The organism is Burkholderia sp. AW33-5 (assembly GCF_053427615.1).
Genome location: NZ_JBSAXA010000003.1, coordinates 405,292 through 430,994 on the forward strand (window position 1 = coordinate 405,292; position 25,703 = coordinate 430,994).

25 protein-coding genes and 1 pseudogene are annotated in these 25,703 nt (G+C 68.6%); 6 read left to right on the forward strand and 20 right to left on the reverse strand.

The features are described from left to right. Positions 1–15: 15 nt before the first annotated feature. From ACV22V_RS08650 to ACV22V_RS08725, 16 genes and pseudogenes are all read right to left on the reverse strand, one after another. On the reverse strand, positions 16–417 hold the full coding sequence (locus ACV22V_RS08650; protein ID WP_448013560.1) for a PPC domain-containing DNA-binding protein: 402 nt from the start codon (positions 415–417) through the stop codon (positions 16–18). 120 nt (positions 418–537) lie between these two features. Further along, positions 538–771: pseudogene (locus ACV22V_RS08655) on the reverse strand (hypothetical protein); the annotation flags it as partial. A gap of 23 nt (positions 772–794) precedes the next feature. Next, entirely contained in the window at positions 795–2,195 is a 1,401-nt protein-coding gene (locus ACV22V_RS08660) for an MFS transporter (RefSeq protein ID WP_059698306.1), read from the reverse strand. Between the two features lie 28 nt (positions 2,196–2,223). Next, the gene (locus ACV22V_RS08665; RefSeq protein WP_448013561.1) at positions 2,224–3,468 is read right to left on the reverse strand and encodes an NAD(P)/FAD-dependent oxidoreductase; all 1,245 of its coding nucleotides are present in this window, start codon (positions 3,466–3,468) and stop codon (positions 2,224–2,226) included. Then, complete coding sequence (locus ACV22V_RS08670) at positions 3,465–4,427, reverse strand: VOC family protein (RefSeq protein WP_059698302.1); 963 nt, start codon at positions 4,425–4,427, stop codon at positions 3,465–3,467. Before ACV22V_RS08670 ends, ACV22V_RS08665 begins: the two co-directional genes overlap by 4 nt. A gap of 18 nt (positions 4,428–4,445) precedes the next feature. Next, entirely contained in the window at positions 4,446–5,936 is a 1,491-nt protein-coding gene (locus tag ACV22V_RS08675) for an aldehyde dehydrogenase (protein ID WP_059526435.1), read from the reverse strand. A gap of 89 nt (positions 5,937–6,025) precedes the next feature. Then, positions 6,026–6,853 carry an aspartate dehydrogenase gene (locus tag ACV22V_RS08680; RefSeq protein ID WP_448013562.1) on the reverse strand — a complete coding sequence of 276 codons (828 nt, stop codon included), beginning with the start codon at positions 6,851–6,853 and terminating at the stop codon, positions 6,026–6,028. Beyond that, positions 6,846–8,516 (reverse strand): thiamine pyrophosphate-binding protein, encoded by a 1,671-nt coding sequence (locus ACV22V_RS08685; protein WP_059526441.1) that lies wholly within the window; start codon positions 8,514–8,516, stop codon positions 6,846–6,848. Before ACV22V_RS08685 ends, ACV22V_RS08680 begins: the two co-directional genes overlap by 8 nt. Then, positions 8,509–9,306 carry an SDR family oxidoreductase gene (locus ACV22V_RS08690; RefSeq protein WP_448013563.1) on the reverse strand — a complete coding sequence of 266 codons (798 nt, stop codon included), beginning with the start codon at positions 9,304–9,306 and terminating at the stop codon, positions 8,509–8,511. The genes ACV22V_RS08685 and ACV22V_RS08690 overlap by 8 nt, the downstream gene beginning before the upstream one ends. Continuing rightward, positions 9,303–10,160, reverse strand: a complete 858-nt coding sequence (locus ACV22V_RS08695; protein ID WP_059698298.1) for an IclR family transcriptional regulator — start codon at positions 10,158–10,160, stop codon at positions 9,303–9,305. Before ACV22V_RS08695 ends, ACV22V_RS08690 begins: the two co-directional genes overlap by 4 nt. Continuing rightward, on the reverse strand, positions 10,157–11,053 hold the full coding sequence (locus tag ACV22V_RS08700) for an alpha/beta fold hydrolase (RefSeq protein WP_448013564.1): 897 nt from the start codon (positions 11,051–11,053) through the stop codon (positions 10,157–10,159). The genes ACV22V_RS08695 and ACV22V_RS08700 overlap by 4 nt, the downstream gene beginning before the upstream one ends. An 18-nt stretch (positions 11,054–11,071) precedes the next feature. Beyond that, the gene (locus ACV22V_RS08705; protein WP_059526452.1) at positions 11,072–11,599 is read right to left on the reverse strand and encodes a cupin domain-containing protein; all 528 of its coding nucleotides are present in this window, start codon (positions 11,597–11,599) and stop codon (positions 11,072–11,074) included. Positions 11,600–11,633: 34 nt separating this feature from the next. Then, the gene (locus ACV22V_RS08710; RefSeq protein WP_223964729.1) at positions 11,634–12,404 is read right to left on the reverse strand and encodes an SDR family oxidoreductase; all 771 of its coding nucleotides are present in this window, start codon (positions 12,402–12,404) and stop codon (positions 11,634–11,636) included. Beyond that, complete coding sequence (locus ACV22V_RS08715) at positions 12,397–13,467, reverse strand: Rieske 2Fe-2S domain-containing protein (protein ID WP_448013565.1); 1,071 nt, start codon at positions 13,465–13,467, stop codon at positions 12,397–12,399. The genes ACV22V_RS08710 and ACV22V_RS08715 overlap by 8 nt, the downstream gene beginning before the upstream one ends. A 54-nt stretch (positions 13,468–13,521) precedes the next feature. Continuing rightward, complete coding sequence (locus tag ACV22V_RS08720) at positions 13,522–13,833, reverse strand: recombinase-like helix-turn-helix domain-containing protein (RefSeq protein ID WP_059526461.1); 312 nt, start codon at positions 13,831–13,833, stop codon at positions 13,522–13,524. A gap of 1 nt (position 13,834) precedes the next feature. Beyond that, complete coding sequence (locus ACV22V_RS08725; protein ID WP_006758060.1) at positions 13,835–14,152, reverse strand: non-heme iron oxygenase ferredoxin subunit; 318 nt, start codon at positions 14,150–14,152, stop codon at positions 13,835–13,837. 449 nt (positions 14,153–14,601) lie between these two features. On the opposite strand from ACV22V_RS08725, the gene ACV22V_RS08730 reads away from it, so the two are divergent. Next, positions 14,602–15,681, forward strand: coding sequence for a porin (locus tag ACV22V_RS08730; protein ID WP_059526465.1), 1,080 nt, complete (start codon positions 14,602–14,604; stop codon positions 15,679–15,681). Between the two features lie 112 nt (positions 15,682–15,793). On the opposite strand, the gene ACV22V_RS08735 is transcribed toward ACV22V_RS08730, so the two are convergent. The 3 genes from ACV22V_RS08735 to ACV22V_RS08745 form a co-directional block, all read right to left on the reverse strand. Then, the gene (locus ACV22V_RS08735) at positions 15,794–16,738 is read right to left on the reverse strand and encodes an IclR family transcriptional regulator (RefSeq protein WP_059698290.1); all 945 of its coding nucleotides are present in this window, start codon (positions 16,736–16,738) and stop codon (positions 15,794–15,796) included. Between the two features lie 395 nt (positions 16,739–17,133). Then, on the reverse strand, positions 17,134–17,340 hold the full coding sequence (locus ACV22V_RS08740) for a hypothetical protein (RefSeq protein WP_044843168.1): 207 nt from the start codon (positions 17,338–17,340) through the stop codon (positions 17,134–17,136). Positions 17,341–17,657: 317 nt separating this feature from the next. Continuing rightward, positions 17,658–18,263 (reverse strand): alpha-ketoglutarate-dependent dioxygenase AlkB family protein, encoded by a 606-nt coding sequence (locus ACV22V_RS08745; RefSeq protein WP_448013566.1) that lies wholly within the window; start codon positions 18,261–18,263, stop codon positions 17,658–17,660. Positions 18,264–18,515: 252 nt separating this feature from the next. Here ACV22V_RS08745 and ACV22V_RS08750 point away from each other — a divergent pair, with 252 nt between their 5' ends. Beyond that, positions 18,516–19,100, forward strand: coding sequence for a malonic semialdehyde reductase (locus ACV22V_RS08750; protein ID WP_059526477.1), 585 nt, complete (start codon positions 18,516–18,518; stop codon positions 19,098–19,100). A gap of 6 nt (positions 19,101–19,106) precedes the next feature. Here ACV22V_RS08750 and ACV22V_RS08755 read toward each other — a convergent pair whose 3' ends face one another. Then, positions 19,107–20,255: a metallophosphoesterase gene (locus ACV22V_RS08755; RefSeq protein WP_448013567.1), complete on the reverse strand. Its 1,149-nt coding sequence runs from the start codon at positions 20,253–20,255 to the stop codon at positions 19,107–19,109. 502 nt (positions 20,256–20,757) lie between these two features. Here ACV22V_RS08755 and ACV22V_RS08760 point away from each other — a divergent pair. Genes ACV22V_RS08760 through ACV22V_RS08775 form a run of 4 tightly spaced genes read left to right on the forward strand, consistent with a single transcriptional unit; the run spans position 20,758 to position 25,678 of the window. Continuing rightward, positions 20,758–21,048, forward strand: a complete 291-nt coding sequence (locus tag ACV22V_RS08760) for a hypothetical protein (RefSeq protein ID WP_059698283.1) — start codon at positions 20,758–20,760, stop codon at positions 21,046–21,048. Further along, on the forward strand, positions 21,045–22,094 hold the full coding sequence (gene mdtN / locus ACV22V_RS08765) for a multidrug transporter subunit MdtN (RefSeq protein WP_059526486.1): 1,050 nt from the start codon (positions 21,045–21,047) through the stop codon (positions 22,092–22,094). Before ACV22V_RS08760 ends, mdtN begins: the two co-directional genes overlap by 4 nt. Next, positions 22,075–24,144, forward strand: coding sequence for an FUSC family protein (locus ACV22V_RS08770; RefSeq protein WP_448013568.1), 2,070 nt, complete (start codon positions 22,075–22,077; stop codon positions 24,142–24,144). Before mdtN ends, ACV22V_RS08770 begins: the two co-directional genes overlap by 20 nt. After that, positions 24,131–25,678, forward strand: a complete 1,548-nt coding sequence (locus tag ACV22V_RS08775; RefSeq protein ID WP_059819346.1) for a TolC family protein — start codon at positions 24,131–24,133, stop codon at positions 25,676–25,678. The genes ACV22V_RS08770 and ACV22V_RS08775 overlap by 14 nt, the downstream gene beginning before the upstream one ends. Positions 25,679–25,703: the final 25 nt, after the last annotated feature.

The window sequence follows — 25,703 nt, forward strand, 5'->3', positions numbered from 1 at the left end:
CGACCGTGCGCACGATCAGCCTGACTCCGGACGAATCACCAGCTCGTCGAACCCGGTCCCCGCATCGGGTTCACGGGAGAAACGATGTGAGTGCAACAGCACGAGCAGGATCTCGGCGGTCGTCCGCACCACGCAGCCGCGCGCGACATGTCCGCCCGATACGCGGCCGTTCGCGTCGGACACCGACATATGAAGGTGCGCGCCGTCCGGCGAGACCGAACCGGCCAGCGTCAGGATCTCGAGGTCGCCGCGCAGTTCGGTCGGCGCGTCGACACCGGCAAAGCGAAGCTGCGCGACATTCAGGCTGCCGATCCCCTGGATCACGAATGCCGCGTGTGCGTCGAGCCGACGCAACGCCTGCTCGATCGATGCGCGCAGATCGTCGCCGGGGGAAAGACGCAAAGGATGGGCTTGCATGGTGGATAACCTGCGGGTGGGCCGGGGTGTCGACAAAGAGTACGTTCGACCCGGCCATTCGGCAAGTCGCCCGCCGGATGACGCGCCGCACCTGCGTCACCGCAACGTGCGGCACGCGCATCACACGGTGAATCGCTCGCACGCGAATTGCGCGTCCGGCACGCCGGCCGCGACGGCAATTTCCCGCGCGTCGCCCCTCTCCCGATACTCGGCCATGCGCCTGAGCATCGACAGGACCGGCGCGAGCCCCGTGCCGCCCGCGACGAACCAGCGCGGCCGCAAGCTGTCCGCGAACAGGCGCGAACCCGAGCGCCGGAAAACAGAAAGGCCCGGACGATGTCCGGGCCTCCCACGTCAGCCGTTACGACCGGCCGCGCTTACGCCTCCAGCGCTTCGAGCACTTTCCCCTTCGTCTCGATCCCGACGAAATGAACGGTCACGGCCGCGATCAGCGGCACGATGCCGATCAGGTAGAACGCCGGCGCGAGGTTGCCGCCGATGATCGCGTGCGGCACGATCATCGGCGCCGCGAACGACGCGATCTTCAGCCACGCGCTGCCGAGCCCGCAGCCCGACGCACGGATGCTCGTCGGATACTGCTCCGGCGTATAGACGTATGCGGTGATGAAGCCCGATGCCATCAGCCCCAGCGACAGCGAGCAGAACGTCGCGACGACATACACCGACGCCGCGTGATAGAAGCCCGCGAACGCCAGCGACAGCGCGCACAGCACGAACGACCACACGATCACCGGCTTGCGGCCGAGCTTGTCGACCAGCAATGCGGACGCGAGCGAACCGAGCACGCCCATCACCGAGCCGATCACCGCGAGATTCAGCGCGAGCTGCAGCGGTGCGTGATAGAAGTTCTTGTAGATCGTCGGCAGCCACGTGGACAGCCCGTACTGGATGAACCCGCACGTCGCCCACAGCGTCGCCACCGCGAGCGTGCGCTTGCGATACGCGGCGCTGAACAGGTCGGTCATCCGGCGCTTCGGGTGCTGGCGGACCATCTCGTCGTACGCGGCCACCTGCGTGACCGGCGGCAGTTCGCCGCGCACCGACGATTCGAACACGCCGACCGCGCGCCCGGCTTCCGGGAGGCGCCCGCGCGAGGCAAGCCAGCGCGGCGATTCCGGCACGAGATGCGTGAGCACCAGCGCGAGGATCAACGGCAGCCCGCCGACGAAGTACATGATCTCCCAGCCGAACCGCGGCACGAGCCATGCACCCAGCGCCATCGATACCAGCAGACCGATCGGAAACACGATTTCATACAACAGCACGAAGCGGCCGCGGCCGTGCGCACGCGTGATTTCGTTGATGTACGTGGCCGCGACCGGCAATTCGCCGCCGAGACCGAGCCCCTGCAAAATCCGCAGCAGCACGAACACCTCGAACGTCGGCGCGAAACCGCACGCGATGCTCGTGATGCCGATCACGGCGGAACTCCACGCGATCGCCTTCACACGGCCATGCTTCTCGGCGAGCGCGGGAAACAGGAACGCGCCGATCAGCTGGCCGATCGCGCCGGACGCGATCAGCATGCCGATCTGCGTCGGCGACAGCCCCCACTTGTGAATCAGCAGCGGCAGCGTCGCCGCGATCGTGATCACGTCGAAGCCGTCGAAGAACGTGGCGGTGCCGATCAGCACGCGCGCGCGAATCTGCATCGCGTTGGCCGGAAGCCGCTCGAGCCGCGCGATGATCGCGCCGGGCGTGGAGGCGGCAGCTTCCATCGTGGCCCTGCCGGCCACGACGTTGTCGAAAGTGCTCATGCGGGGTGTCTCCTGGATCGTTCGCCGGTCAGGCAAGCGCTTTGGTCGTGTCCGCCAGGGCTTCCGTATCCACTGCCCGGCCCTGGTTCATCCACTTGCGTGCGAGCTTGAGCTCGCGTGCGTTGTTGATGGCGATGACACCTCTCACATGCCCATCGCCTACGAAAAACAGCGTCGCGCGTCGCGCGGCGATATCGCCGCGCACGACGAGCTGCGCGTCGGCCGGCAGATCGCCGAGGATCTGCAGGTTCACGTCGTACTGATCGGACCAGAACCACGGAATCTCCGCGTACGGCGCGCGCACGCCGAGCACGGCCTTCGCGGCCGCGATCGCCTGGTTCTGCGCGTTCGCCCACGATTCGAGCCGCACGCGCCGCTTCAGCCAGCCGTTGTGATGGTTCGCAACGTCGCCGCACGCGAAGATCGCCGGGTCGCTGGTCGCACCGAATTCGTCGACCACGATGCCGTCGTCGATCGCCAGGCCCGCGTCGCTCGCCAGCGTCGCGTTCAGCGCGAGGCCGATGCCGGCCACCGCGAAATCCGCGTCGATCGTCGTGCCGTCGGCGAGCGTCGCGCGCACCTTCGACGCGTCGTCCGGTTGCGTGTCGAGCGATGCGAGCGCCGCGCCGAGGCGCACGTCGACACCATTCGCGCGATGCAGGTCGAGCAGGAAGTCCGACACGATCTGCGGCACCGAACGCCCACACAGACGTGGCGCGCCTTCGACGACGACCGCTTCGACGCCGAGCTTGCGTGCGGTCGCGGCGACTTCGAGGCCGATCCAGCCGCCGCCGATCACGAGCACGCGCCGGCTCGCACGCAGCTTCTCGCCGAGCGCGGCCGCTTCGTCGAGCGTGCGCAGGTAGTGCAGATTCGGCGTCCTGACGATCGCGTCGGGCAAGCGACGCGACGTGCCGCCGGTCGCGATCACGAGGCGGTCGTATTCGATCACGAGGCCGCTTTCGGTCTTCACCACGCGGCGCGCACGGTCGATCGACACCGCGCGTTCCGGCTGCCACGCCTCGACGTTCAGCGCGTCGAATTCGTCCGGGCGCACGACGCGCACCGTTTCGATGTCGGCGTCTCCCGCCAGCACGGCTTTCGACAGCGGCGGGCGCTCGTACGGCAGGTGCGGCTCGTCGGCGATCATCACGAGGCGGCCCGCGAACCCTTCCGCGCGCAGCGTCTTCAGCACCCAGCCGGCGGCCTGGCCGCCGCCGACCACGACGACCGTGCCCGGCACGGCCGGCGCTTGCGTGTGCGCTTCGGTCATGATTTGCGCTCCGTCATGAACTTGCCTTCCGGCGCCTTCGCGTTCTTTTGCCGGCGCGTATTGCCGTCGAGGCCGCCGTCGACGGCCCATTCGGCGAACACGGTCGGGCCCGGCTCGAATTCGCGCGGCTGCCATTCGGGCGTCAGCACGTCCTCGTCCGCGTAGTACTCGATCAATGCGCCGGCCGGATTCTGGAAGTACCAGAAGTACGCGGACGACACCGGATGACGCCCCGGGCCGAGTTGCGTTTCCCAGCCGCAGCGGTCGATGTGCATGCCGCCGCCGAACACTTCGTGGATATCGCGCACGGTGAACGCGACGTGGTTCAGGCCGCGCTTTCCGTTCGGCAACGCGAGCAGGAACAGGTCGTGGTGGCCGCCGTGCGGCGCGCAGCGCATGAACGCGCCGCGGCCCGGATAGCGATCCGACGTCTCGAAGCCGAGCAGCTCGTGATAGAACTTTTCCTGCGCGTCGAGGCAGTTCGTGAAGAACACGACGTGGCCGACCTCGACCGGCTCGGCGCGCGCATAGATCGGGCTCGGCTGGTCGACCCGCGCCGTCCGGCCCCACACGTTCGACGGCGAGCCGGTGATGTCGAGCGCGCGCTTGCGCGTCACCTCGATGCGGATCGCCATGCCGTTCGGGTCGATGCACCCGACCGCATCGTCCTGCGCGTAATAGCCGGGCTGGCCGGCCAGCTTCGCGCGCAACGCGTCGACTTCCTGCTGCGTCGCGACGCCCCACGTGACTTCGCGCAGCGTCGGACCCGCTTCGAACGCGGGCGGCAGCGACGGATCGTCGGCCTTGACGACCAGCACGGTGCAGCCGTTCAGCGTTTCGAAGCGTGCGCGCGTGTCGTCGTGCGCGACTTCCTTCAGCCCCCAGTCGGCGAAAAAGCGCCGGCACGTCGCGAGGTCGTCGACACCGTACGTGATCTGCTCGATACCCAAGATGCTCATTGCGTCATTCCCCTTCGCTCAGTTCGCCCACGGCAGCGGCGCGTCGTTCAAGCCCCAGTAGAGGCTCTTCTGCTGCATGTACTCGCGGATGCCGAGACGGCCCTTCTCGCGGCCCATCCCGCTCTCCTTCCAGCCCGAGAACGGCGTGGAAATCGAAAACAGCTTGTACGTGTTGATCCAGACGGTGCCCGTCTCGAGCGCGCGCGCGATGCGCCATGCGCGCTTGTAGTCGCGCGTCCAGATGCCGGCGGCGAGGCCGAACACGCTGTCGTTCGCCTGCGCGATCAGCGACGCTTCGTCGTCGAACGGCATCGCGACCAGCACCGGTCCGAAGATTTCCTCCTGGCAGATGCGCGCGCTGTTCGGCAGGCCTTCGAGAATCGTCGGCTGGTAGAAGAAGCCGTCCTCGCGCCCGTCGCCCGACGGACGCTCGCCGCCGCACAGCAGACGGCCGCCTTCCTCCAGCCCGAGCGCGACGTAACGCTCCACCGATTCGCGATGCTTCGCGGTGATCAGCGGGCCCATCTGCGTGTCGGGCCGCGTCGGGTCGCCCACGCGCAGCTTGCGCGCGCCGGCCACCAGCCGCTTCATGAATTCGTCGTACACCGAGCGCTGCACGAACAGCCGCGAGCCCGCGATGCACGCCTCGCCCGACGAACTGAAGATGCCGTACAGCACGCCGTTGACCGCGTGATCGAGATCCGCGTCGTCGCACACGATCGTCGGCGACTTGCCGCCGAGCTCCAGCGACACGGGCATCAGCTTTTCCGCCGCGATGCGCGCGATGCCGCGACCCACTTCGGTGCCGCCGGTAAACGACACCTTCTTCACGAGCGGATGGCGCACCAGCACGTCGCCGATCACCGAGCCCTTGCCCGGCAGCACGCTCAGCACGCCCTTCGGCACGCCGGCCTCCTCGCAGATGCGGGCCAGCGCGAGCGACACGAGCGGCGTGACTTCGGCCGGCTTGAGCACCACCGCGTTGCCGCCGGCGAGCGCCGGTGCGAGCTTCTGCGCGTCGGATGCGATCGGCGAGTTCCACGGCGTAATCGCCGCGATCACGCCGATCGGCTCGTGCACGCTCATCGTCAGGTAGTCGCCGCGCGACGGCGTCAGTTCTTCATCGAGCGTTTCCAGGCACGCCGCGAAATAGCGGAACGTGTTGGCCGCGCTCGCCACCAGCACGCGCGTCTCGCCGATCGGCTTGCCGTTGTCGCGGCGCTGCAGGTTCGCGAGCGCCTCGTGACGCTGCATGATCAGGTCGGCGATCCGGTACAGCACCAGCGCGCGCTGGTGCGGCTTGAGGCCGGACCAGTCCGCGCGGCGCCACGCGGCGTCGGCGGCCACGACGGCGTCGGCCGCGTCTTCCGCGTTCGCCGTCGATACTTCCATGTTCAGCGACTGGTCGGCCGGATAAATGCTCGCGTAAGGCGCGCCGCGACCGCGCCGCCACTCGCCGCCGATCAGGATGTCGCCGTTGGGTACGAGGCTCGTATCGAATGGAGTCATGTCACAAGTCCCACAAATCTGTCTCTGCGCAGCCGCCCGCGCCGTGGCGCCGGCGGCCGTTCAATGGCCCGAATGGCTGCGTCGCCCGCTCAGATCACGCAGCGGGCCGCGCGGTTGCGCAGCGCGCGGATCGCGCTGTACGCGGTCAACGCGGACGTCTTCGGGTTGTCGGGCAACGGCTTGCCGCTCATTTCGAGCGTCATCTCGCCGAACGCGCCGCGTGCGGTGATGCGGTGCACGTTGCGCGCGACGGCCGGATCGGCGATCAGGCGCACGCGCGTCGCGTCGAGGCCGAGGCCCGCGAGCGCGACCGTCGCCGCGACGTTCGCGTTCTTCGGATACAGCCGCGCGGCGTCGCGCGCGGTGCCTTCGAAGATGACCTTCTCTTCGGTCATCGCGCGCAAGTCGCACAACGCCTCGGCGGGCGTGCCGAGCCAGCCGAGCGGCGGCTTGCGGCCGACGTACAGCACCTCGTCGAGCCCGCCCTGCTTCGCCGACGCCAGCGCGTCGATTCCGCCGATCGCGCCGGACAGCAGCGTCAGCGTCGCGTCGCCTTCGTCGGCGGCCTGCGACAGCACGTCGAGCAGCGCGAGGTCGGACAGCGCGCCGATCGATGCCACCGCGCAATCGGTGCCGGCCTTCAGCAACGGCACGACGTGATCGACGAGCGCGCTGTGACCCGCGCACTCGAGCGCGAACTCGGGGCGGCGGGCCAGTGCGTCGACCGACGACACGACCTCCACCGCGCCGCCGAGCTCGCGCTGCACCGCGTCGCGCTGGTGCTCGGGCACGATCACGTGCGCGACGCGCAACGAGGCGTCATGCTCGACCGCGCGATACACGGCCGCACCGATCGCGCCGAAGCCGATCATCGCGATGTCGACGGGCGCATGCCCGCGGGCGTGGCCGTTACGCATACTGCCGCTCCGACGGCGTTTCTTCCTTCTTCACCGGCGGGCCCGCGAATGCCGATGCGAACGAGCCGACCGACAGCATGTCGACCTCGACCATCACCGGCCCTTCCTTCGCGATTCCTTCGCGCACGATCGCTTCGGCCTGGTCGAGCGACGAGATCCGGTAGTGCGTGAGGCCGAAACTTGCGCAGAACTGCGCGAAATCCGGCTGGTGCAGCTGCACGAAGCAGCGGCGGCCGCCGTAGTGCGCGTCCTGGATGTTGCGGATCACGCCGTAGCACTGGTCGTTCATCAGCACGATCATCACGTTCGCGTTTTCCTGCACGGCCGTCACGAGTTCGCCGACGTTGACCATCAGGCCGCCGTCGCCGACCAGGCAGACCGTCTTCGCCGCCGCGCCCGCCAGCGCCGCGCCGATGCCCATCTGGATGCCCTGGCCGATGCCGCCGCCGAGCGCATGCACGCCCGCGCGCGGTTCGAAGATCTTCAGCAGGCGGTTGCCCCACGTGCTGTTCGAGATCGTCACGTCGCGCACCCAGTTGTAGTCGCGGCCCACCGCGCCCTGCAGCGTATCGACCAGCGTCTTGTAGGGCCCGAGGCCTTCCGACACGCTGGCGACGGCCTGCTCGCGCGCCGCCGCGAGATCGGCCGCGAACCGCGGATCGACGGACAGGCGGCCTTCGAGGCGATCGGCCAGCTCGGCCAGCACGCGCTTCGAATCGCCGTGCACGAACAGCTCATTGCGATAGCCGCGGTTGTCGGCGAGCGCGTCGGCGTCGATGCGGAACAGCGGCTGCGGCAGCGCGAGCTTGTACTTCAGCGTCTCGTTGCCGCGCAGGCGCGAGCCGACCACGACGAGCGCGTCGCAGGTCTTGTAGAACGCCTCGACGGACGCATGCACGTTGAACGCGCCGAGCGTCGCCGGATGATCTTCCGGCAGCACGCCGCGGCCCTGCACGCTGGTCACGACGCCGAAACCGAGCTTCACCAGGCGTTCGACTTCCGCACGGGCGTGGCGCGCACCGCCGCCGATCCACAACAGCGGACGGCGCTTGGCCGCCAGCGCGTCGGCGAGTTTCGCGACGCGTGCTGCGTCGTGCTCGCGCACCGCGACGTGCGCGGGTGCGAGGTCTTCCGGCCATTCGATTTCGGCGGCCTGGATGTCGATCGGAATCTCGACCGATACGGGGCCCGTCGGCGCGGTCTGCGCGATGCGCACCGCTTCGCGGATCGTCGGCAGCACGGTCTCGACCGTGCGCACGCGGAACGCGGCCTTCGAGATCGCGTCGAGCATCGTGAGCTGGTCCGGCGCTTCGTGGATGTAGGCCAGGTCCTGATCGAGATACGGCGTCTCGATCTGCCCCGTGATGTGCAGCAGCGCCGTGCCGGCCGTCAGCGCCTCGACCATCGCGCCGGCCGCGTTGCCCGCCGCCGTGCCCGTGCTCGTGAACGCCACGCCGAGGCCGCCCGACACGCGCGCCAGGCCGTCGGCCATGTTCACCGCGCCGGCTTCACCGCGCGCGCCGACATACCGGATGTTGCCGCGCGAGTTGATCGCGTCGAGGATCGGCATGTTGTGGATCGAGATGACACCGAATGCGGTCTTGACGTCGCACTGCTCGAGAAAGGCGGCAATCAGCTCGCCAACCGTGGTTTTTTTAGACATGGCGTGCAAAGCCTCCAGAAACGTCGATATGGCTGCCCGTCGTATAGGACGACAGATGCGTTGCGAGATAAAAAAGTGCCCAGGCGGCCTCGTCAGGCTTGCCGAAGCGGTTCAGCGGAATGTTCTTCTTGCGGGCGAGCGCGCCCGTCCAGTCCTCCCAGCTTTCGCCGGCCTGCGCCTGCGCTTCGTAGCGGCGGCGCCACTGACCCGACTCGACGATACCGATCAGGATCGAGTTCACGCGGATGCGCTGCGGCGCGAGTTCGGTCGCGAGCGACTTCACGAGGCTCAGCACGCCCGCGCGCGCCGACGACGTCGCGACCATGTGCGGCTCCGGCTGCAGCGCGAGCAGCGAATTCACGCAGGTGATCGTCGGCGCCTGCGCGTCGCGCAGCAGCGGCAGGAACGCGCGCGTCGGGCGGATGATGCTGAAGTACTTCAGTTCGAGCTCTTCGCGCCATGCGTCGTCGGTCGTGTCGGCGAAGGTCGACACGCGGCCCTGGCCCGCGTTGTTGACCAGCATGTCGGCGCGGCCGAAGCGGTCGGACACGGCCTGCGCGAACGCGGCCACATCGGCTTCGTCGAGCACGTTGCAGCGCACGGCGAGCAGCTGCGCGCCCGGATATTTCTCGCCGAGCAGCGCTTGCGCGCGCGCGAGGCGTTCACCGTCACGGCCGCAAATCGCGACCGACGCGCCGGCCTGCAGGAACCGCCCGGCAGTCGCGAGGCCGATGCCGGACGAACCGCCCGTCACCACCGCCACCTGCCCCGTCAGATCGATCTCAATCATCGGAGTCCTAAAGCCTTCATAAACGTGTGCTCGTCATCCGAGCGGTAATTGAGCCGCCGCGACAGTTCCGCCGCCGCGCGCTGCACCTTGTCGATCAGGCCGTCGGCGATCAGCGTCGCGTCGATCTCCGGCCGGGGCACCGTCACCGTGATGCACGCGACGATCCGCTGCGTGTCGTTGCGCACCGGCGCCGTGACCACCGAAATGCCGCGTTCGAACGACGAATTGCTGACGCCGTAGCCGCGCAGCGCATCCTCGCGGATCACTTCGTACAGCGCATCGACCGTCTCCGGCGTCGCGCTCGTCATCCGGTTCAGCGTGCTTTCCGGATACAGCGCGCGCAGCGCCTGAAGCGACAGGTCGCCCATCAGCACGTGGCCGTGAGTCGTCGCATGCGCGGGCAGCCGCGTGCCGACGTTCACGCGAATCGAGCTGAACACCGGCGACTGGCTCTGCGCTTTCGCGACGAACACCACGTCGCGGCCGTCGCGGATCACGATGTGCGTCGTGAAGCCGGTCGCGTCGCGCAGGCTCTCGATCACCGGCAGGCCGAGATCGGTCAGCTCGAGCGAGCTCAGGTATTCGAAGCCGAGCCGCAACACGGCGATGCCGAGCTTGTAGTTGCGATCCTTGTCCGCGCGCTCGAGAAAGCCGAGCGATTCGAGCGTCTGCAGCAGACGGAACACCGTCGTGCGCGGAATGCCGAGCCGCTTCGACAACTCCGGCGCGCCGAGCACCGGCTCGCGCGGCGAGAATTCGGCGAGGATTCGCAAACCGCGTTCGAGGCCCGGCACCACGTAGTTGGCCTCGGACTTCGCGGCGTCCGCATCCTGTTGTTGCAACGGTTCGCTCATTCCAGCCCCCGTTGGCGATCGCATTGACGGCAGAACGTGTCGATCAGCGACGAATAAACCGCCGGTGCTTCCACGTAACCCGCATGACCGGCCTGCGGAATCACCTGCAATCCGACGTGCGCGGCCGCTGCGATGCGCTCGCACGCGGCAGGCGGCGTGATCGCGTCGTTCGCGCCGACCGCCACCGCGGTGCGGCCGCGAAAGCCGGCGAGATCGGACGCGAGATCGGCGTTCGCGAGCAGATGCGTGGCCTGCGCATAGCCGGCCGGCACGATGCGCGCCATGTTCCAGCGCACCCACGCCCGCGCATCCTCGCTCGCGAAACCCGACAGCATGTTGCCGCTGCGCTGCTCGGCGAGCCCGGCCGGGCCGAGCTCCTCGAGCATGGCAAGGCGTGCATCGCGGCGCGTGTCGCGCGTCTCGGCGGGCGTGCTGCCGTAACCGCCCGCGGGCGAGATCAGCAGCAGGCCGGCGATCCGCGCGGGCATCACGCGGGCCAACCCGCCCGCGACGATCGCGCCGAGCGAATGCCCGACCAGCACGCAGCGTTCGATGCCGAGTGCCTCGAGCCACGCGTTCAGCGACGCCGCGTAATCGGCGGCCGTCGGCGACGCGCCGTGCACGGGCGTCGACACGCCGTAGCCGGGCGCATCCCACGCGAGCACGCGCCGCGACGCGCCGAGCGTGTCGAGCTGGCGCACCCACGATGCGGCGCCCGAGCCGATCCCGTGCAGCAGCACGACGGGCAGCGCGTGGCCCGCATGCTGCGCGCCGGCCTCGCGATAACCGATCGTGCCCGCCGGGCCGGCCGCGCAGCGCCGTTCGGGAAACTGCCCGAGCAGCGCGGCGAACGCCGCGGTGCGGTCGCGTTCACGTTTGTCGATGACACTCATTGCTTGCTCCGCCCCGTCTCAGCGCTTGATCTTCGCGAGCGGCGAATCCGGCGGATACGTCGGCGTGATGGGCTTCGGCGAACCGAGCATCACGCACATCAGCGCGTCTTCCTCGCCGATGTTGATTTCCGTGCGATACACGCCCGGCGGCACCGAGATCAGGTCGCGCTCGCCGAGGATCGCTTCCCAGGTCTCGCCGTCGCGCTCGCAGATCACCTTCATCTTGCCGCGCAGCACGAAGAAGATTTCCTCGACGTCGATGTGGATGTGGCTCGGGCCGATGTTGCCGGCCGGAATGACCATCGTCGAAAACGTGAAGTTGCCGGCCGGCACCGTGTTGACGTCCTTCGCGACGCCCGTGCCGCCCGTGCCGACGTAGCGCATCTGCGCACGGCGATACTTCGGGTCGTAGTCGGCCTGGAACTTCAGCGCGTCCCAGTCGTAGCGCCGCGTCGCGTAGCGCGCGACACGCCCTTCCATCCAGTCGCCGAAGCTTGCGCCGTCCGGCTGGTCCCACGACTTGCGTTCGAGATCTGCGTCCGCCATCGTCCTCTCCTTCATTCAGAGTGAAAACTTCAATTCAATTCATTACGAAGCCGCCGTTCACCGGCAGCAGTTGACCCGTCACGAAGCGCGCGCCGTCCGACAGCAGGAACAGCACGGGGCCCGTCACGTCGTCGGGCACCTGCGCGCGCGTCAGCGCGCGGCCCTGCATGTAGAACGCGTGCCGTTCGGCCGGCACGTAGGCCGTCGCCTCGACTTCGGTGAGCCCCGGCGCGATCGCGTTGACCGTCACGCCGTGCGCGCCGAACTCGCGTGCCTGCGCATGCGTCATCGCGATCACGGCGCCCTTGCTGGCGACGTACGCGAGCAGCTTCGGCGCGCCCCAGAGCGCAGTGTCCGATGCGAGGTTCACGATCGCGCCGCGCCCCGACTGTGCGAGGTGCGGCAGCGCCGCATTGCTGACGAGCCACACGCCGCGCACGTTCACGTTCATCACGGCATCCCAGGTCGACACGTCGAGTTCCGTCGACAGCTTGCCGCCCGAGTTCGTGATCGCCGCGTTGTTGATCAGCGCATCGATGCCGCCGAGCGCCGCCGCGCCCTGCGCGACGAATGCGTCGACGCTCGCCGGATCGGCCAGGTCGAGCGCGAAGAAATGCGCGGTGTGGCCGGCTTGCGTGAGTTGCGCGGCCAGCGCACGGCCCTCTTCGACGAGCACGTCGCCGAACGCGACGTGCGCGCCCGCGGCGACCAGCGCCTTCACGAACGCCGCGCCGAGACCGCGCGCGCCGCCCGTGACGAGCACGCGGCGCCCCGGCAGCGACACCACCGGTGCGAACTCAGCCATTCGCGGGCTCCGCCGCGGCCTGCGCCGCACGGTGCGCGTCGAGCGCGGACAGGTGCTCCTGCGCGCGCGTGCGCAGCATGCGGCGCACGCGCGTGACGCCGACGTCGTGCTGGTACAGGTATTCGTGATCGCGCGCGTTCGGCGCGAGGCTTTCGAGGACGTAGCGGTCCTGCTCGAGCACGTCCCAGTGCAGGCCCTCGAGGCGGTTGCGGTACATGAAGCGCCACACGTCGCGCTGCCAGCCGCTGACCTTGCGGGTGCGCCAGAAGTAGACCTGGCAGTTGTCGCCGTCGACCGGCGTCGCGAAACCGATGATCCCGAAGTTGCCGCCCGGGCCGAACTTCTGCTTGTACGGAATCGCGAGACGCATCCACAGGCAGCCCGTTTCGCCGAGCTCGACCCAGTCGAAGTTCACGTCGCGCTGGCCGATCTTCTCGAACATCAGGCCCGTTTCCGTCTTGCGCACGCGCATGTCGGCCTGCTTGTCGCCTTCGGCCATCGAGTGCGATGTCGCGTGGAGATACGCGCCGTGCATCGGGTCCATCACGTTGTCGATCGCGTACTGGTAATTGCACTTCCAGTTCGACACGCACAGGAAGTGGCCGTATTCGTCGGCGACCAGTTCTTCCGGCAGATTCAGCGGCGCCGGCTCGCCGTGCGCTTCGTCGCCGAACCACAGGAAGATCGCCCCGGCCTTCTCCTCGACCGGATACGACTTCACGCACTTCATGCCTTCGAGCGGACAGTTCGCGACCGCCGGCACGCGATTGACGGTGCCGCCGCCGTCGACTTCGATGCCGTGATACCAGCAGGCGATGTTGCCGCCGAGATTCCAGCCCAGCGACAGGCGCGCGCCGCGGTGCGGGCAGCGATCTTCCAGCGGGTGAACCTTGCCCTCGTGATCGCGCCACAGCACGATCTGCTCGGACAGGCGCGTGAGGCCGACGGGCGCGTTCGACACCTGCCAGCTCGGGGCGACGGGATACCAGTAGTTCTTGATGCCGCGATCGAGATAGTCGCGGACCGGGTCGTGTTGTGTTTCGTGTTGTGCGGGGGACGTCATCAGTGTGCTCCGGATGCGGTTGTCGTCGGGTCGGCGGTCACGCGGCGCGCGCGCTCATTCCGCCAGCGAGGCCATTTCGGCGCGGAAGCGCTCGGGCGTCCACGCCGTGCCGTCCGGCGCGCGGAAGCCGATGCGGTTCAGGCCCGCGACGACATCGTCCAGCTCGGTCGCGCCGCTCTCGAACACGCGTTCGAGCGCATCGCCGAGGTCGTTTTCATATTGGGTCGGCTCGGCCTTGCGGTTCTGCCAGACGCGGTTCTCGACCTGGCCCGGGATCTCGATCTGCCCCTTGCCGGCGACGTTGTTCGGCTGCGGCGCCACCCACGGCTTCAGGAAGGGATTGAAGTTGACGGTCGCTTCTTTCATGTCATTCCACCTTGATCTGGATTTCCTCGCCGGCCAGCCGCACCGCGTACTGCTTCAGCGCGCGCCCGCCCGGGCCCTTCAGGCATTCGCCCGTCTTGATGTCGAACACGGCCTCGTGCAGCGGACATTCGACCGTGCCTTCGTCGACGAACCCCTGCGTCAGCAGCGCGTATGCATGCGGGCACACGTTCTCGAGCGCATACACCTCGTCGCCGACGCGGTAGATCCCGATTTCGACGCCATCGGTCCGCTTGAACTCGATCGGCGTGTCTTCCGACAGCGCGCCGGCGTGCCCGGCGCAAACCCATTGTTCAGACATCTCACACCCTTCCTTCTGATCGACTCTCGGTTCGCTCCGGATTTGTTCCATATCCGGAACAGCAGTTTATGGATGGTGATTATAGGAGCGACTTTCCACGAGTAAAACAAAAAGCTGCACGTCCTAGGGAAAACACCGACCGCCCGGTCGACGGTCGGCCCCGCCACGCGCGTCAATTGTGATTTTTTGTTTTATTGCAGGGATTTAAGCCCGATTTTCAAGATTCTCGACCTGCTGTTGCGGATCGTCTTCAAGCCCATCCGGCCCGATAAATTTATTTTTGATACTTTGCGTGACACCTCTATACTCCATTCCATCAGAGGCACATTGTTCCTTATATGGAACACAAAAATGCCCGCCGGTGGTGAAGAAAGCGCGCGACGGCCGGCCGTCCTCGTGCCCGCCGCCACGGCACGTTTCTCATCAGGTTTGGAGAGTCAGGAGATCAAATGGTCAAGCATGCGGTAGCAGCAGCAATCATCGGAATGGGCGCGGTCTCGGGCGCCTGGGCACAGAGCAGCGTGGTGCTGTACGGCAGCATGGATGCCGGCGTCGCCTATGTGAACAACGTCGGCGGCCATGCGAAGTGGGCCATGATCCAGGGCAACACGCAGCCCGACCGGTGGGGCCTGAAAGGCAAGGAAGACCTCGGCGGCGGCCTGTCGGCGATCTTCCAGCTGGAAAACGGCTTCTATACGAACAACGGCCAGTTCGCGACCGCGAACACGATCTGGAACCGCGCGGCGTTCGTCGGTCTCAGCTCCGACCGCTACGGCACGCTGACGCTCGGCCGGCAGACGCCGCTGTCGTTCGACTACCTCGATCCGCTCAGCACCGCGTATCTCGCGATGAGCTGGTATGCGTTCCACCCGGGCAACATCGACGGGCTCGCCGCGACCGGCAACGTGCCGTACAACAACGCGGTCAAGTACCGTTCGCCGAGCTTCGCCGGCTTCTCGGCCGCGGCGACGATGGCGCTCGGCAACACGACGAACTTCTCGACCGGCAAGTCGGTCGGCGTCGCGCTGAACTATGCGAACGGGCCGTTCAAGGCGTCGGCCGTGTATTCGAACGAGCACGACCGCTCGATCCTGATCGGCCAGACGGGCATCACGTCGTTCCAGGGGCAGAACACCGCGAACGGCTACCTCGCGAACAAGGTCGAGAACATCGGCGCGGGCGCGTCCTACCAGTTCGGCGACTTCCTCGTGCACGGCCTCTACACGCGCACGAAGATGCAGTCGAACGGGTTTTCCGACACGTTCCAGAGCTACGACGCGGGTGTGAACTACCGCAGCAGCGCGTTCAACACGATCGCGGGCGGCGCGGCGACCACGACGCTGGCCGGCCGCCGCTGGACGCAGGTCGAGCTCGGCGATATCTATTCGCTGTCCAAGCGCACGCAGCTGTACGCGAACGTGCTGTACGAGCACGGTTCGGGCGGCGCGAAGGCCGCGTTCTTCACGGCCGGCGCGTCGAGCACCGCGAACCAGGTGATCGTGCTGACCGGCATCCACCATTCGTTCTGAGCGACGACGGGCGCACGCGCCCGAGGCCGGAAACGAAAAGAGCAGCCCGCGGGCTGCTCTTTTTCATTGGCGATGGATCGATAAGGCCGCACGACGCGGCCCGTGCGACGGATCAGAACATCGCGACCCGGTGGCGCGCATGCGCGAACGTCGGGTCGCTTTCGAGCGGCCGGTAGTTCAGGCGCTGCGACAGGTCGACCGCCGCACCGCACACTGCTTCGACGAGCCGCTCTTTCTCGCCGGTCTCGCCGATCTCCGAGCGCGGCACCGTCGCGGTGATCGCCGCGACGATCGCGCCCGAATGGTCGCGCACGGGCGCGGTCACGGCCGAGATGCCGCTCTCGAACGCGGCCTCGCTGACCGCATAGCCGAGCCGCGCGTAGTGACGCACGCGCTCGTACAACTCGTCGACGGTGCCAGGCGTGCGCTCGGTGAACTGTTCGAGCCGTTTTTCAGGATACAGCTGGCGCAACGCGTCGCGCGTGAGGTCGCCCATCAGCACATGGCCGTGCACGGTCGCGTGCGCGGGCAGCCGCGTGCCGACGTGCACCTTCACCGAACCGAACATGGACGTGTTGCTCTGCGCCTTCGCGACGAACACGACATCGCGCTGGTCGCGGATCAGCAGGTGTGTCGACAGGCCCGTCGCGTCGCGCAGCCGTTCGAGCACGGGCGTGCCGAGATCGGTCAATTCCAGCGAATTCAGGTATTCGAAGCCGAGCCGCAGCACGCCGACACCGAGCCGGAAATAGCGATCGCCGTTCACGCGCTCGAGAAAGCCGAGCGCCTCGAGCGTCTGCAGCAGGCGGAAGGTGGTCGTGCGCGGGATGCCGATGCGCTTCGACAGCTCGGGCGCGCCGAGCACCGGCTCGCGCGCGGAGAATTCGGCGAGGATCCGCAGCCCGCGTTCGAGGCCCGGGACCAGATACGACGACGCGCCGCCCGACGATTCGTCGTCGCCCGCGCCCTGCTTCGGCGCGTCGTGGTCGACGTCGTCGCCCGCTGTCGCGCGCGGCGCGCTTGCCGGCTTCGCCGGCGGTTTCGATGCGCCGCTCATCGTTGGATTGACCCTCTGCACATGGACGGAATGGAAGCGTTCACGAAAGACCCGCAATGCTTGATTATGGATTTTCGACCGGACCGGATCAACACGATCCGGCTCACGCGGCCGACGGCCCGATGCGCCCGACCGGACCGCCGGGGCGGCATATAGCCTGATGCGATCGAAAGAATAACAGCGATAGACAGGACTGCCCACCGGAACGTCGCCGGGTGCATCCGCGACCGGCGAACGTGGCGGCGGCTTGCGCGACGGGCGCCACGCAGGCACGCCACGCGATGCGTGACGTGCACCGGCGAAGCGAGGGAAACGGGAAAATCGGAAAGAAGGAGGAAAAGCGACCGGCAATGCATGACCGCGCCGATCCGCGCACGGGATCGGCGCGACGGCGCTCAGGCCGTCACTGCTGCGTCATACTCGGCGCGCGCGAGCTGGCCGGCGGCATAGGCATCGGCTTCGCCGCGGAAGCCGTCCGTGCTGAATGCGACGACTTTCACGCCGACGCCGGATGCCCGCTTCACCGTCAACGCCCATTGCCATCCGCCGTCTTGTTCGAAGACGTGCAGCGAGGGTTCGAGGGATGAGTCCAGTACGGTCAAGGGTTGTGCTCCTGCCCTGCGCGTCGCATCGGCCACGCGTCGGGCATGTCGAAAATATGCGCCGGTTCGCGGCGCGTTTCAGCCATTCGACAGTCTAGTCAAGGAATGTTGCGACGCACCATCAGGGCTTACACCTGCCTATCAGAACCCGGCGGTCGATGAAATCCACCTGAAATCCTTATGGCACGGGCCTCACGGGCCTATTTCCGCCGCGCGTACGCGACGTGTGCGGCAACGTGCCGCATGGACGGCAGATCAATCGGATCGGTTTAAAAACGGGTCGCGACCCCGGGCAGCGAATCATCCGATCGGCGCGCTTACGGGCCCGCCTCGGCCGTCACCACCCGCCGGAACGTCAGGTTGACCCGCTCGCCCAGCACGGCCGGCGCCTTCGGCACGCGATGCTGCCATTCGGCCTGCGTGCGGCCGCGCATCACCAGCAGGCTGCCGTGCGTCAGCCGGTACGCATGCACGACGCCGGTCGCACGATGACGCAGGTCGAACACGCGCATCGCGCCAAGGCTCACCGACGCGATCACCGGCGCGTCGCCGAGCTCCGGTTCGTTGTCCGCATGCCAGCCGAGACTGTCCTGCCCGTTGCGATAACGATTGAGCAGCACGCTGTTGAAACGCGCGCCGCAGGTCGCCTCGACGGCACGCTTCAGGTCGACCACGGCCGGCGTCCACGGCGCGGGCACGTTGCGGATTCCCGAATACACGTAGACGGCGTCGGGCTCGCCCTGCCACGCGGTGAGCCGCGGCAGCGGAATGCGTCCGCGTGGCGTGCGGATCGTATCCTGCCGCCACGCGACCTCGTCGATCAGCGCGGCCAACACGCGATCGGCCTCGGCCGGCGCGAGCCAGTCCGGGTACCAGTCCACGTCGGGCGCGGGCGTATCGGCGAAAAGATCGGGCGTCGACATGTCGGAATCAGGCAGGAGTGAACGATGCGGGCGAACCATGTCTGCATGGTAGCCAACCGCGACGCGCGTCGCCATGCGCTGTCATTCCGGCGCGTCACACGCCCAAGCGCTCGAATCGCCGATCGCGAAGCCGGTGCGTTTTCGCGTGCCACGCTATCATCGCGCCGTGTCGCAGCGCGTCCTTATCCAGGACGCTGCGTTCTTCCGCAATGCCGGCCGGCGCGACCCGGCCGATTTCTTCCAGGACCCGCCATGACGCTCTCCGATTCCGCCCTCGACCAGTTGTTCCGCACCGCGCGCACCCACAACGCATGGCAGGACAAACCCGTCGACGATGCGCTGCTGCACCGGCTGATCGACCTGACGAAATTCGGCCCGACGTCGGCGAACTCGAGCCCCGCGCGCTTCGTGTTCGTCAAGTCGGCCGAAGCGAAGGCGCGCCTGAAACCGGCGCTGTCCGAAGGCAATCTCGCGAAGACGATGGCAGCGCCCGTCACCGTGATCGTCGGCATGGACTTCGCGTTCCACGAGCACCTGCCGCGCCTGTTCCCGCATGCCGACGCGCGCAGCTGGTTCGCCGGCAACGACGCGCTGATCGAAGCCACGGCGTTCCGCAACGCGTCGCTGCAGGGCGCGTACCTGATCCTCGCCGCGCGCGCGCTCGGCCTCGACGCGGGCCCGATGTCGGGCTTCGATGCCGCCAAGGTCGATGCCGAATTCTTCGCCGGCACCGCGATCCGCACCAACTTCCTCGTGAACCTCGGCTACGGCGACCCGGCGGGCCTGTTCCCGCGCAGCCCGCGCTTCGATTTCGACGATATCGCGCGCATCGTCTGACGCGCGCTAGCGGCCGCGCGCCAACCGGATCAGCGTGATTTCGGACGGCACGCCGAAACGGTTCGGCGGCCCCCAGTAGCCGGTGCCGCGGCTGGTGTAGAGCCACATCGCGCCGAACCGGTTCAGCCCGCCGATCACCGGCTGCTGCAGGCGCACGAACGGCGGCCACGGCAGGAACTGGCCGCCGTGCGTATGGCCGGACAGTTGCACGGTGAACCCGGCGCGGCTCGCCGCTTCCGCGCTGCGCGGCTGATGCGCGAGCAGGATCTTCGTGGCGACGTCGTGCGGCGCGCCCGCGAGCGCCTGCTCGGGGTCGCTGCGATGTTCGGGATCGAACCCGCCCGCCGTGAAATCGGTGACGCCCGCGAGCACCGCGCGCGCACCGTCGTGCTCGATCAGCACGTGCTCGTTGAGCAGCACCGTCAAACCGATCCGCCTGAACTCGTCGATCCATGCGTGCGCGCCGGCGTAATACTCGTGGTTGCCCGTCACGAGGAAGCTGCCGTGCCGCGACTGCATGCGGCCGAGCGGCGCCGTGTGCTCGCGCAGCCGCTTGACCGAGCCGTCGACCACGTCGCCCGTCACGACGACGAGATCGGCCTCGAGCGCATTGACCGCGCGCACGATTCGCTCGATATAAGGCCGCTTGATCGTCGGCCCGACGTGAATGTCCGACAGTTGCACGATCGTCAGCCCGTCGAGCGCGGCGGGCAGCCCGTCGACCGGAATCGACACGCGCTTGACCGCGGCCGTGCGGCGCGCGCCGACGAATCCGATCGCGCTGATCAGCACCGCGCCCGCCAGCACGCCGAGCGCCGTGTCGGATGCCGCGCCGCTCCAGGCGCCGTCATGCCCCAGATGCCGCCATGCGACGACGCCGAGCAGCACCGGCTCGCGCAGAAACGTCAGCACCAGCAGCGACGAAAAGAAGCCCATCGCGATCGAACCGCCCCAGCCGGCCAGCGTCGCGGCCCAGCCTTCGTCGAAGCGGCGCGAGAACATGCCGACCGGAATCAGCACGACGAAGCTCGCCAGCACCAGCGCCGCGATCGTGCGCGCGAGCGGCGACGCGAAGGCATCGGGAATGATCCGCAGCCCGACGTACAAGTGGAACAGCACGCCGATCGCAATGAACCGGACAAAGAAACTACGCATGGAACACTCTTCCTCGTTGCGGTACCGCTTCCGCGCCGCGCATCGGACGGGACCGTGCCGTCAGGCCTCGTCACACGTCACGCGTCGCGCTCTTCGCACGATGGTACACAGATACCGGCCGGCACGACCGGTCACGGCCACGGCGGACGCACCGCGCGGCCCGAACGCGGATTCATCCGCGACTGCGCGTCAATTCCGCATTCGGCTAGCCGATTCCCTCTTCATCGGCAGACAAACGGCATCGGCCCGGTTTCGTCTGACGATCGTTTACAGTCCGCCAGCAGCCCTGCCGGGGCATGCGCTGGCAGAATCGCGAACCGCCATCGATCGCACCGAAGCGCCCACCGGGCAGCCCCGTGCGGGCGACAGGCACGCCGGGCATCGCTGGCGGACCGCATCGCGCTGATTTATGATCGGCTCCGTATCGCGGAATCGTCGTCGCGGCGACGGACCGCATTGCGCCGCGCCCGGCATTCACCCCCAACGTCGAGCTCGTCACACCATGAGAAAAACAACGCCGCGCGCGCCCCTGCGCGCCGCCGCCCTGGTGCCAGCCCTGCCGCTCGCGGGCTGCACGTCGCGCGGTGCGCCGTCGTACGTCCTGTTCGGCGCGTATTTCCCGCTCTGGCTCGTCAGCGCGATCGTCGGCATCGTCGGCGCGATCGTCGCGCACCGCGTGTTCGTCGCGACCGGCTGGGCCGCTACCGTGCCCTATCAGCTCGCCGTCTGCACCGCGATCGGGCTCGTGGTCGCCGTGATCGTGTGGCTCGCCGGCACGGGTCCGTTCGCATGAAGGCCGCCGGCATCGCCCGCCCGTCCACGAAAGGCCGCGTGATCGCGCTGGCGATCGTCGCGCTCGGCATCGCGGCGCTCGCGTACGCGTATCACCGCACGACGGCCTACCCGTCCACCGACGACGCATCGATCGACGCGGACGTCGTGCACGTCGCGTCGCCCGTCGGCGGCCGCATCGTGCAGCTCGCGGTACACGAAAACCAGCGCGTCGCGAAAGGCGACCTGCTGTATGCAATCGATCCGGTGCCGTACCGGCTGACGGTCGCGCAGGCGCAGGCCGATCTCGAGCTCGCGCGCGCGTCGCTCGACACGCGCCGCCGGTCGCTGATCGGCGAGCGCTCGAACGCGGCCGTGGCCGCCGAGCAGGTCAAGCGCGCGACGCAGAATCACGATCTCGCGACGCGCGACGTGAACCGGCTCGCGCCGCTCGCCGCGCAGGGCTACGTCAGCGCGCAGCAGTTCGACCAGGCGAAGGTCCGGCAGCGCGACGCGGCCGTGTCGCTCGCGCAGGCGCAGGAACAGCAGCGCTCGTCCGCGCAGACGATCGGCGACGACGCCGACGCGATCGCCACGCTCCATGCGCGCGAAGCCGCGCTCGCCCGCGCGCAGCACGCGCTCGACGATACGGTCGTACGCGCGCCGCACGACGGGCTCGTGACGGGCCTGACCGTGCTCGCCGGCGAAACCCTCGCGCCGAACCAGTCGATCTTCACGCTGATCGATGCGAGCGAATGGTTCGCCGTCGGCAATTTCCGCGAAACGTCGTTGAACCGCATCGCGGTCGGCGACTGCGCGACGGTCTATTCGATGATCGACCGCAGCCGCCCGCTGACGGGCAAGGTCGTCGGCATCGGCGCCGGCATCGCGGACAGCGATCGCATCAACCTGCCGCGCACGCTGCCGATCGTGCAGCGCTCGGTGAACTGGGTGCACGTCGCGCAGCGCTTCCCGGTGCGCGTGAAGCTCGACGAACCCGACGGCAAGCTCGTGCGTGTCGGCGCGAGCGCGATCGTCGAGGTCCGGCATGGCTCAGCCTGCCGCTGAAGTCCGCTCGCCCGGCCCGCGCGAAGTCCTGCGACTGCTCGCGCCGTTTCCGGGGCGCGCCGCAATGGCGGTGCGGGTCGCGCTGATCTGCGCGCTCGTCGTGCTCGTGACGAGCGGCTACGGCACGCCGGAAGCCGCGATCTCCGCCTACGTCGTGTTCTTCCTGAATCGCGCCGACCGCGTGACGAGCGTCGTGCTCGCGGTCGCGATGCTGCTGCTCGTCACGGTCGTGATCGCGCTTGTGATCGGCGTCGCGATCTTCAGCATCGAGTATTCGGTGCTGCGCGTCGCGTGCATGGCCGTGCTGTCGGTCGGGCTGCTGTATCTCACGTCGGCGAGCAAGCTGCGCCCGGTCGGCGCGATCCTCGCGATGATCGTCGGCTTCGGACTCGACGAGCTCGGCCTCGCGCCGGTCGGCGAAGCCGCGACGCGCGCGCTGCTCTACGCATGGCTGATGGTCGCGATTCCGGTCGGCGTCGCGATCGTCGTCAACCTGCTGATCGCGCCGTCGCCGCGCAAGCTCGCGCTCGCGCAGCTCGCGAAACGGCTGCGGCTCGCCGCGCGGCGGCTGCGCGGCGACGAGGACGCACGCACGGCCTTCGACGCGAGCCTGCGTGGAGGCGACAAGCAATTGCTCACGTGGCTCAAGCTGTCGACGCTCGAAGGCTCGACGCGAGCTGCGGATGCACCGGCGCTACGACAGGCCATCGCGTCGAGTACCGCACTGCTCGTCGCGGTCGCGCTCGCCGACCGGGAACCGGACGCGAAGCTGCCCGCCGCATTCGCGGAACCGGCCGCGGCGACGCTCGACGAAATGGCCGGCATCCTCGAACAGGGCGGCTATCCGGTCGACGTGACGCTCGCTCTGCCGCCGGCCGATACGCTGCCGCCGCTCGCGCGCGTCGTCGCAACCGACCTGCACGCGGCCGTCACGCATTTCGCCGAACCGACCGCACCGGCGATACCGGCCGCACCGGCCGCGGCACCGACCGACGCATCCGCTTCGCCGACGAACGCGCCCGCCGCACCGCCCGCGCCGCGCGGCGGCTTCTTCCTGCCGGACGCCCGCACCAACCCCGACCACATCCGCTACGCACTGAAGACGACCGTCGCGGCGATGTTCTGCTACCTGCTGTATTCGCAGCTCGACTGGTCGGGCATCCACACCTGCTTCATCACCTGCTACATGGTGTCGCTCGGCTCGACGGCCGAAACGGTCGAGAAACTCACGCTGCGGATCGCCGGCTGCATCGTCGGCGCGCTGATCGGGACCGCGGCGCTCGTGTTCGTCGTGCCGGCGCTGTCGTCGATCGGCGAGCTGATGGCCCTCGTGTTCGTCGGCGCGTGGCTGTCCGCGTGGGTCGCCTTCGGTTCGCCGCGCATCGCGTACGCGGGCTTCCAGGTCGCGTTCGCGTTCTTCCTGTGCGTGATCCAGGGCGCGGGCCCCGGCTTCGACCTCACGCTCGCGCGCGATCGCACGATCGGCATCCTGCTCGGCAACGTCGTCGTGTATCTCGTGTTCACACGCATCTGGCCCGTCAGCATCGGCAAGCAGATCGACGTCGCGTTCGCGGCGCTGCTCGACCAGTGGCGCCGTATCGCGCAGGTCGTGCAGCCGGCCGAACGCCGCACGCTCGCCGCTGAAGCCTTCGCGCGCCACGGCGCGATCGCGCAGGAGCTCGGGTTGATCCATTACGAACCGTCGTGGGTGCGCCCCGCCGCCGCGTGGCTCGCGACCCGGCGACGCGCACTTGCGGAACTCGGCGCGCTCGAAGGCCCGCTGTTCCTGCTCGCCGAACGCACGCCGGGCGATGCGGCGATCGGCGCGCGGCTCGCGCGCGTGGTCGAACTGCGCGACGGCGCCCCGGTTGCCGACGCCGTTTCGGCGCCACCGTCGACGACGGCAGACGCAGCAATCGCGCCGGCCGCCACCTCCACCGATCCTGCACGCGACGCGCTGCTCAACCTGATCGACACGCGGCTCGCGCACATCGCCGACGCCGCGCGTCCAGCCACCCCGAAGGAGCCTGCCCCTCATGCGCGTCCCTGAACCGCCGGCCGCGCCGATCGCCGCCACCGTGCTCGCGACGGCCATCGCGCTGACCGGTTGCGCCACGTCGTCGGTCGATCTGGCGCCGGAGGCGCCCGACCGCCCGTGGCAGCCGCAAACGTCGGCGGCCGGCGACATCGTGCCGGCGCCGCCGCTTGCGTCTGCTCAACGCGCGCCGCACGACTACACGCTGCCGGCCTCGCCCGCGCTCGCGTCGGTGTCGCCGCCCGCCGCGCTCGACACCGCGCATCCGTACACGCTGCCCGAGCTGATCGATCTCGCCGAATCGACGAACCCGCTGACCCGCATCGCATGGAACGACGCGCGCAACGCCGCGCTCGCGGTCGGCATCGCGAAGGCCGCGTACCTGCCGAACCTGTCCGCGACCGCGATGGGCGCGTACCAGACGAGCCACGGCTCGACGTCGACGCTCCTCGGCGACGCGTCGAGCAACACGACCGTGCACGGCACGATCTCGGCGCTGTCGCTGCAATGGCTGCTGTTCGATTTCGGCGGCCGCGCGGCGCGCGTCGAGGCGGCCGAGCAGGCGTCGGTCGCGTCGAACGTCGCGTTCACGGCCGTGCACCAGCAGGTGATTCACGACGTGACCGTCGCGTATTACCGCTACGAAGCCGCCCGCTCGCGCGCGGCCAGCGCGCAGCAGGGCCTGGTGAACGCCGACGCGATCCTCGCGGCGTCGCGCGCGCGGCTCAGGCAAGGCGTCGGCACCGTCGTCGAACTCGCGCAGGCGACGCAGAATCGCGCGCAGGCGAATCTCGCGCTCGTGCAGGCGAACGGCGCGGAAAGCGACGGCTACCTCGCGCTAGTTTCCGCGCTCGGCATCTCGCCGCTGTCGAAGCCGTCGATCGCCGCGCTGCCCAAGCGTCCGCTGCCGCCCGCGCTCGCTTCGTCGGTCGACGCGATCGTGTCGGACGCGATCGCGCGCCGCCCCGACCTGCAGGGCGCGTATGCGCTCGAGCAGGCCAACCGCGCGAAGATCAAGGCCGCGCAAGCCGCGTTCATGCCGAAAATTTTCCTGTCGGCGTCGACGTCGTATGCGAGCGGCGGCACGGCGATCACCGCGCTGCCCGCGATCGGCGACCAGGCGCCGACCGTGAACCTGAACGGCAGCCGCTACGGCGGCGGCGTGTTCCTCGGCGTGACGATCCCGTTGTACGACGGCGGCCTGCGCTCGGCGGTGCTGATGCAGGCGCGCAACGATGCGCAAAGCGCGTCCGCACGCCTCACGCGGACCAAGGAGGAAGCCGTCCGCCAGGTCGTCGCCGCGCAGAACGCGGTGCAGACGAGCCTCGCGTCGCACGACGCGGCCAAGGCGCTCGTCGATGCCGCGCAGACGAGCTACGACGCGGCGCTGACCGCGTACCGCAACGGCGTCGGCTCGGTCACCGATGCGACGATCGCGCAAAGCCAGCTGCTCGCGGCCCGCAACGCGGAAGTCGACAGCTATGCCGGCGCGCTGTCGGCTGCCGCCGCGCTCGCGCTCGCGACGGGGACGATCGGCGCGTCGCAATGACCGTCGCCGTGACGCACCGGCCGTT

Excerpts from the sequence above, each read along its gene's own strand:
- ACV22V_RS08650 (WP_448013560.1), bottom strand. The coding sequence starts at position 417 with ATGCAAGCCCATCCTTTGCGTCTTTCCCCCGGCGACGATCTGCGCGCA.
- ACV22V_RS08660 (WP_059698306.1), bottom strand. The coding sequence starts at position 2,195 with ATGAGCACTTTCGACAACGTCGTGGCCGGCAGGGCCACGATGGAAGCT.
- ACV22V_RS08665 (WP_448013561.1), bottom strand. The coding sequence starts at position 3,468 with ATGACCGAAGCGCACACGCAAGCGCCGGCCGTGCCGGGCACGGTCGTC.
- ACV22V_RS08670 (WP_059698302.1), bottom strand. The coding sequence starts at position 4,427 with ATGAGCATCTTGGGTATCGAGCAGATCACGTACGGTGTCGACGACCTC.
- ACV22V_RS08675 (WP_059526435.1), bottom strand. The coding sequence starts at position 5,936 with ATGACTCCATTCGATACGAGCCTCGTACCCAACGGCGACATCCTGATC.
- ACV22V_RS08680 (WP_448013562.1), bottom strand. The coding sequence starts at position 6,853 with ATGCGTAACGGCCACGCCCGCGGGCATGCGCCCGTCGACATCGCGATG.
- ACV22V_RS08685 (WP_059526441.1), bottom strand. The coding sequence starts at position 8,516 with ATGTCTAAAAAAACCACGGTTGGCGAGCTGATTGCCGCCTTTCTCGAG.
- ACV22V_RS08690 (WP_448013563.1), bottom strand. The coding sequence starts at position 9,306 with ATGATTGAGATCGATCTGACGGGGCAGGTGGCGGTGGTGACGGGCGGT.
- ACV22V_RS08695 (WP_059698298.1), bottom strand. The coding sequence starts at position 10,160 with ATGAGCGAACCGTTGCAACAACAGGATGCGGACGCCGCGAAGTCCGAG.
- ACV22V_RS08700 (WP_448013564.1), bottom strand. The coding sequence starts at position 11,053 with ATGAGTGTCATCGACAAACGTGAACGCGACCGCACCGCGGCGTTCGCC.
- ACV22V_RS08705 (WP_059526452.1), bottom strand. The coding sequence starts at position 11,599 with ATGGCGGACGCAGATCTCGAACGCAAGTCGTGGGACCAGCCGGACGGC.
- ACV22V_RS08710 (WP_223964729.1), bottom strand. The coding sequence starts at position 12,404 with ATGGCTGAGTTCGCACCGGTGGTGTCGCTGCCGGGGCGCCGCGTGCTC.
- ACV22V_RS08715 (WP_448013565.1), bottom strand. The coding sequence starts at position 13,467 with ATGACGTCCCCCGCACAACACGAAACACAACACGACCCGGTCCGCGAC.
- ACV22V_RS08720 (WP_059526461.1), bottom strand. The coding sequence starts at position 13,833 with ATGAAAGAAGCGACCGTCAACTTCAATCCCTTCCTGAAGCCGTGGGTG.
- ACV22V_RS08725 (WP_006758060.1), bottom strand. The coding sequence starts at position 14,152 with ATGTCTGAACAATGGGTTTGCGCCGGGCACGCCGGCGCGCTGTCGGAA.
- ACV22V_RS08730 (WP_059526465.1), top strand. The coding sequence starts at position 14,602 with ATGGTCAAGCATGCGGTAGCAGCAGCAATCATCGGAATGGGCGCGGTC.
- ACV22V_RS08735 (WP_059698290.1), bottom strand. The coding sequence starts at position 16,738 with ATGAGCGGCGCATCGAAACCGCCGGCGAAGCCGGCAAGCGCGCCGCGC.
- ACV22V_RS08745 (WP_448013566.1), bottom strand. The coding sequence starts at position 18,263 with ATGTCGACGCCCGATCTTTTCGCCGATACGCCCGCGCCCGACGTGGAC.
- ACV22V_RS08750 (WP_059526477.1), top strand. The coding sequence starts at position 18,516 with ATGACGCTCTCCGATTCCGCCCTCGACCAGTTGTTCCGCACCGCGCGC.
- ACV22V_RS08755 (WP_448013567.1), bottom strand. The coding sequence starts at position 20,255 with ATGCGTAGTTTCTTTGTCCGGTTCATTGCGATCGGCGTGCTGTTCCAC.
- ACV22V_RS08760 (WP_059698283.1), top strand. The coding sequence starts at position 20,758 with ATGAGAAAAACAACGCCGCGCGCGCCCCTGCGCGCCGCCGCCCTGGTG.
- mdtN (WP_059526486.1), top strand. The coding sequence starts at position 21,045 with ATGAAGGCCGCCGGCATCGCCCGCCCGTCCACGAAAGGCCGCGTGATC.
- ACV22V_RS08770 (WP_448013568.1), top strand. The coding sequence starts at position 22,075 with ATGGCTCAGCCTGCCGCTGAAGTCCGCTCGCCCGGCCCGCGCGAAGTC.
- ACV22V_RS08775 (WP_059819346.1), top strand. The coding sequence starts at position 24,131 with ATGCGCGTCCCTGAACCGCCGGCCGCGCCGATCGCCGCCACCGTGCTC.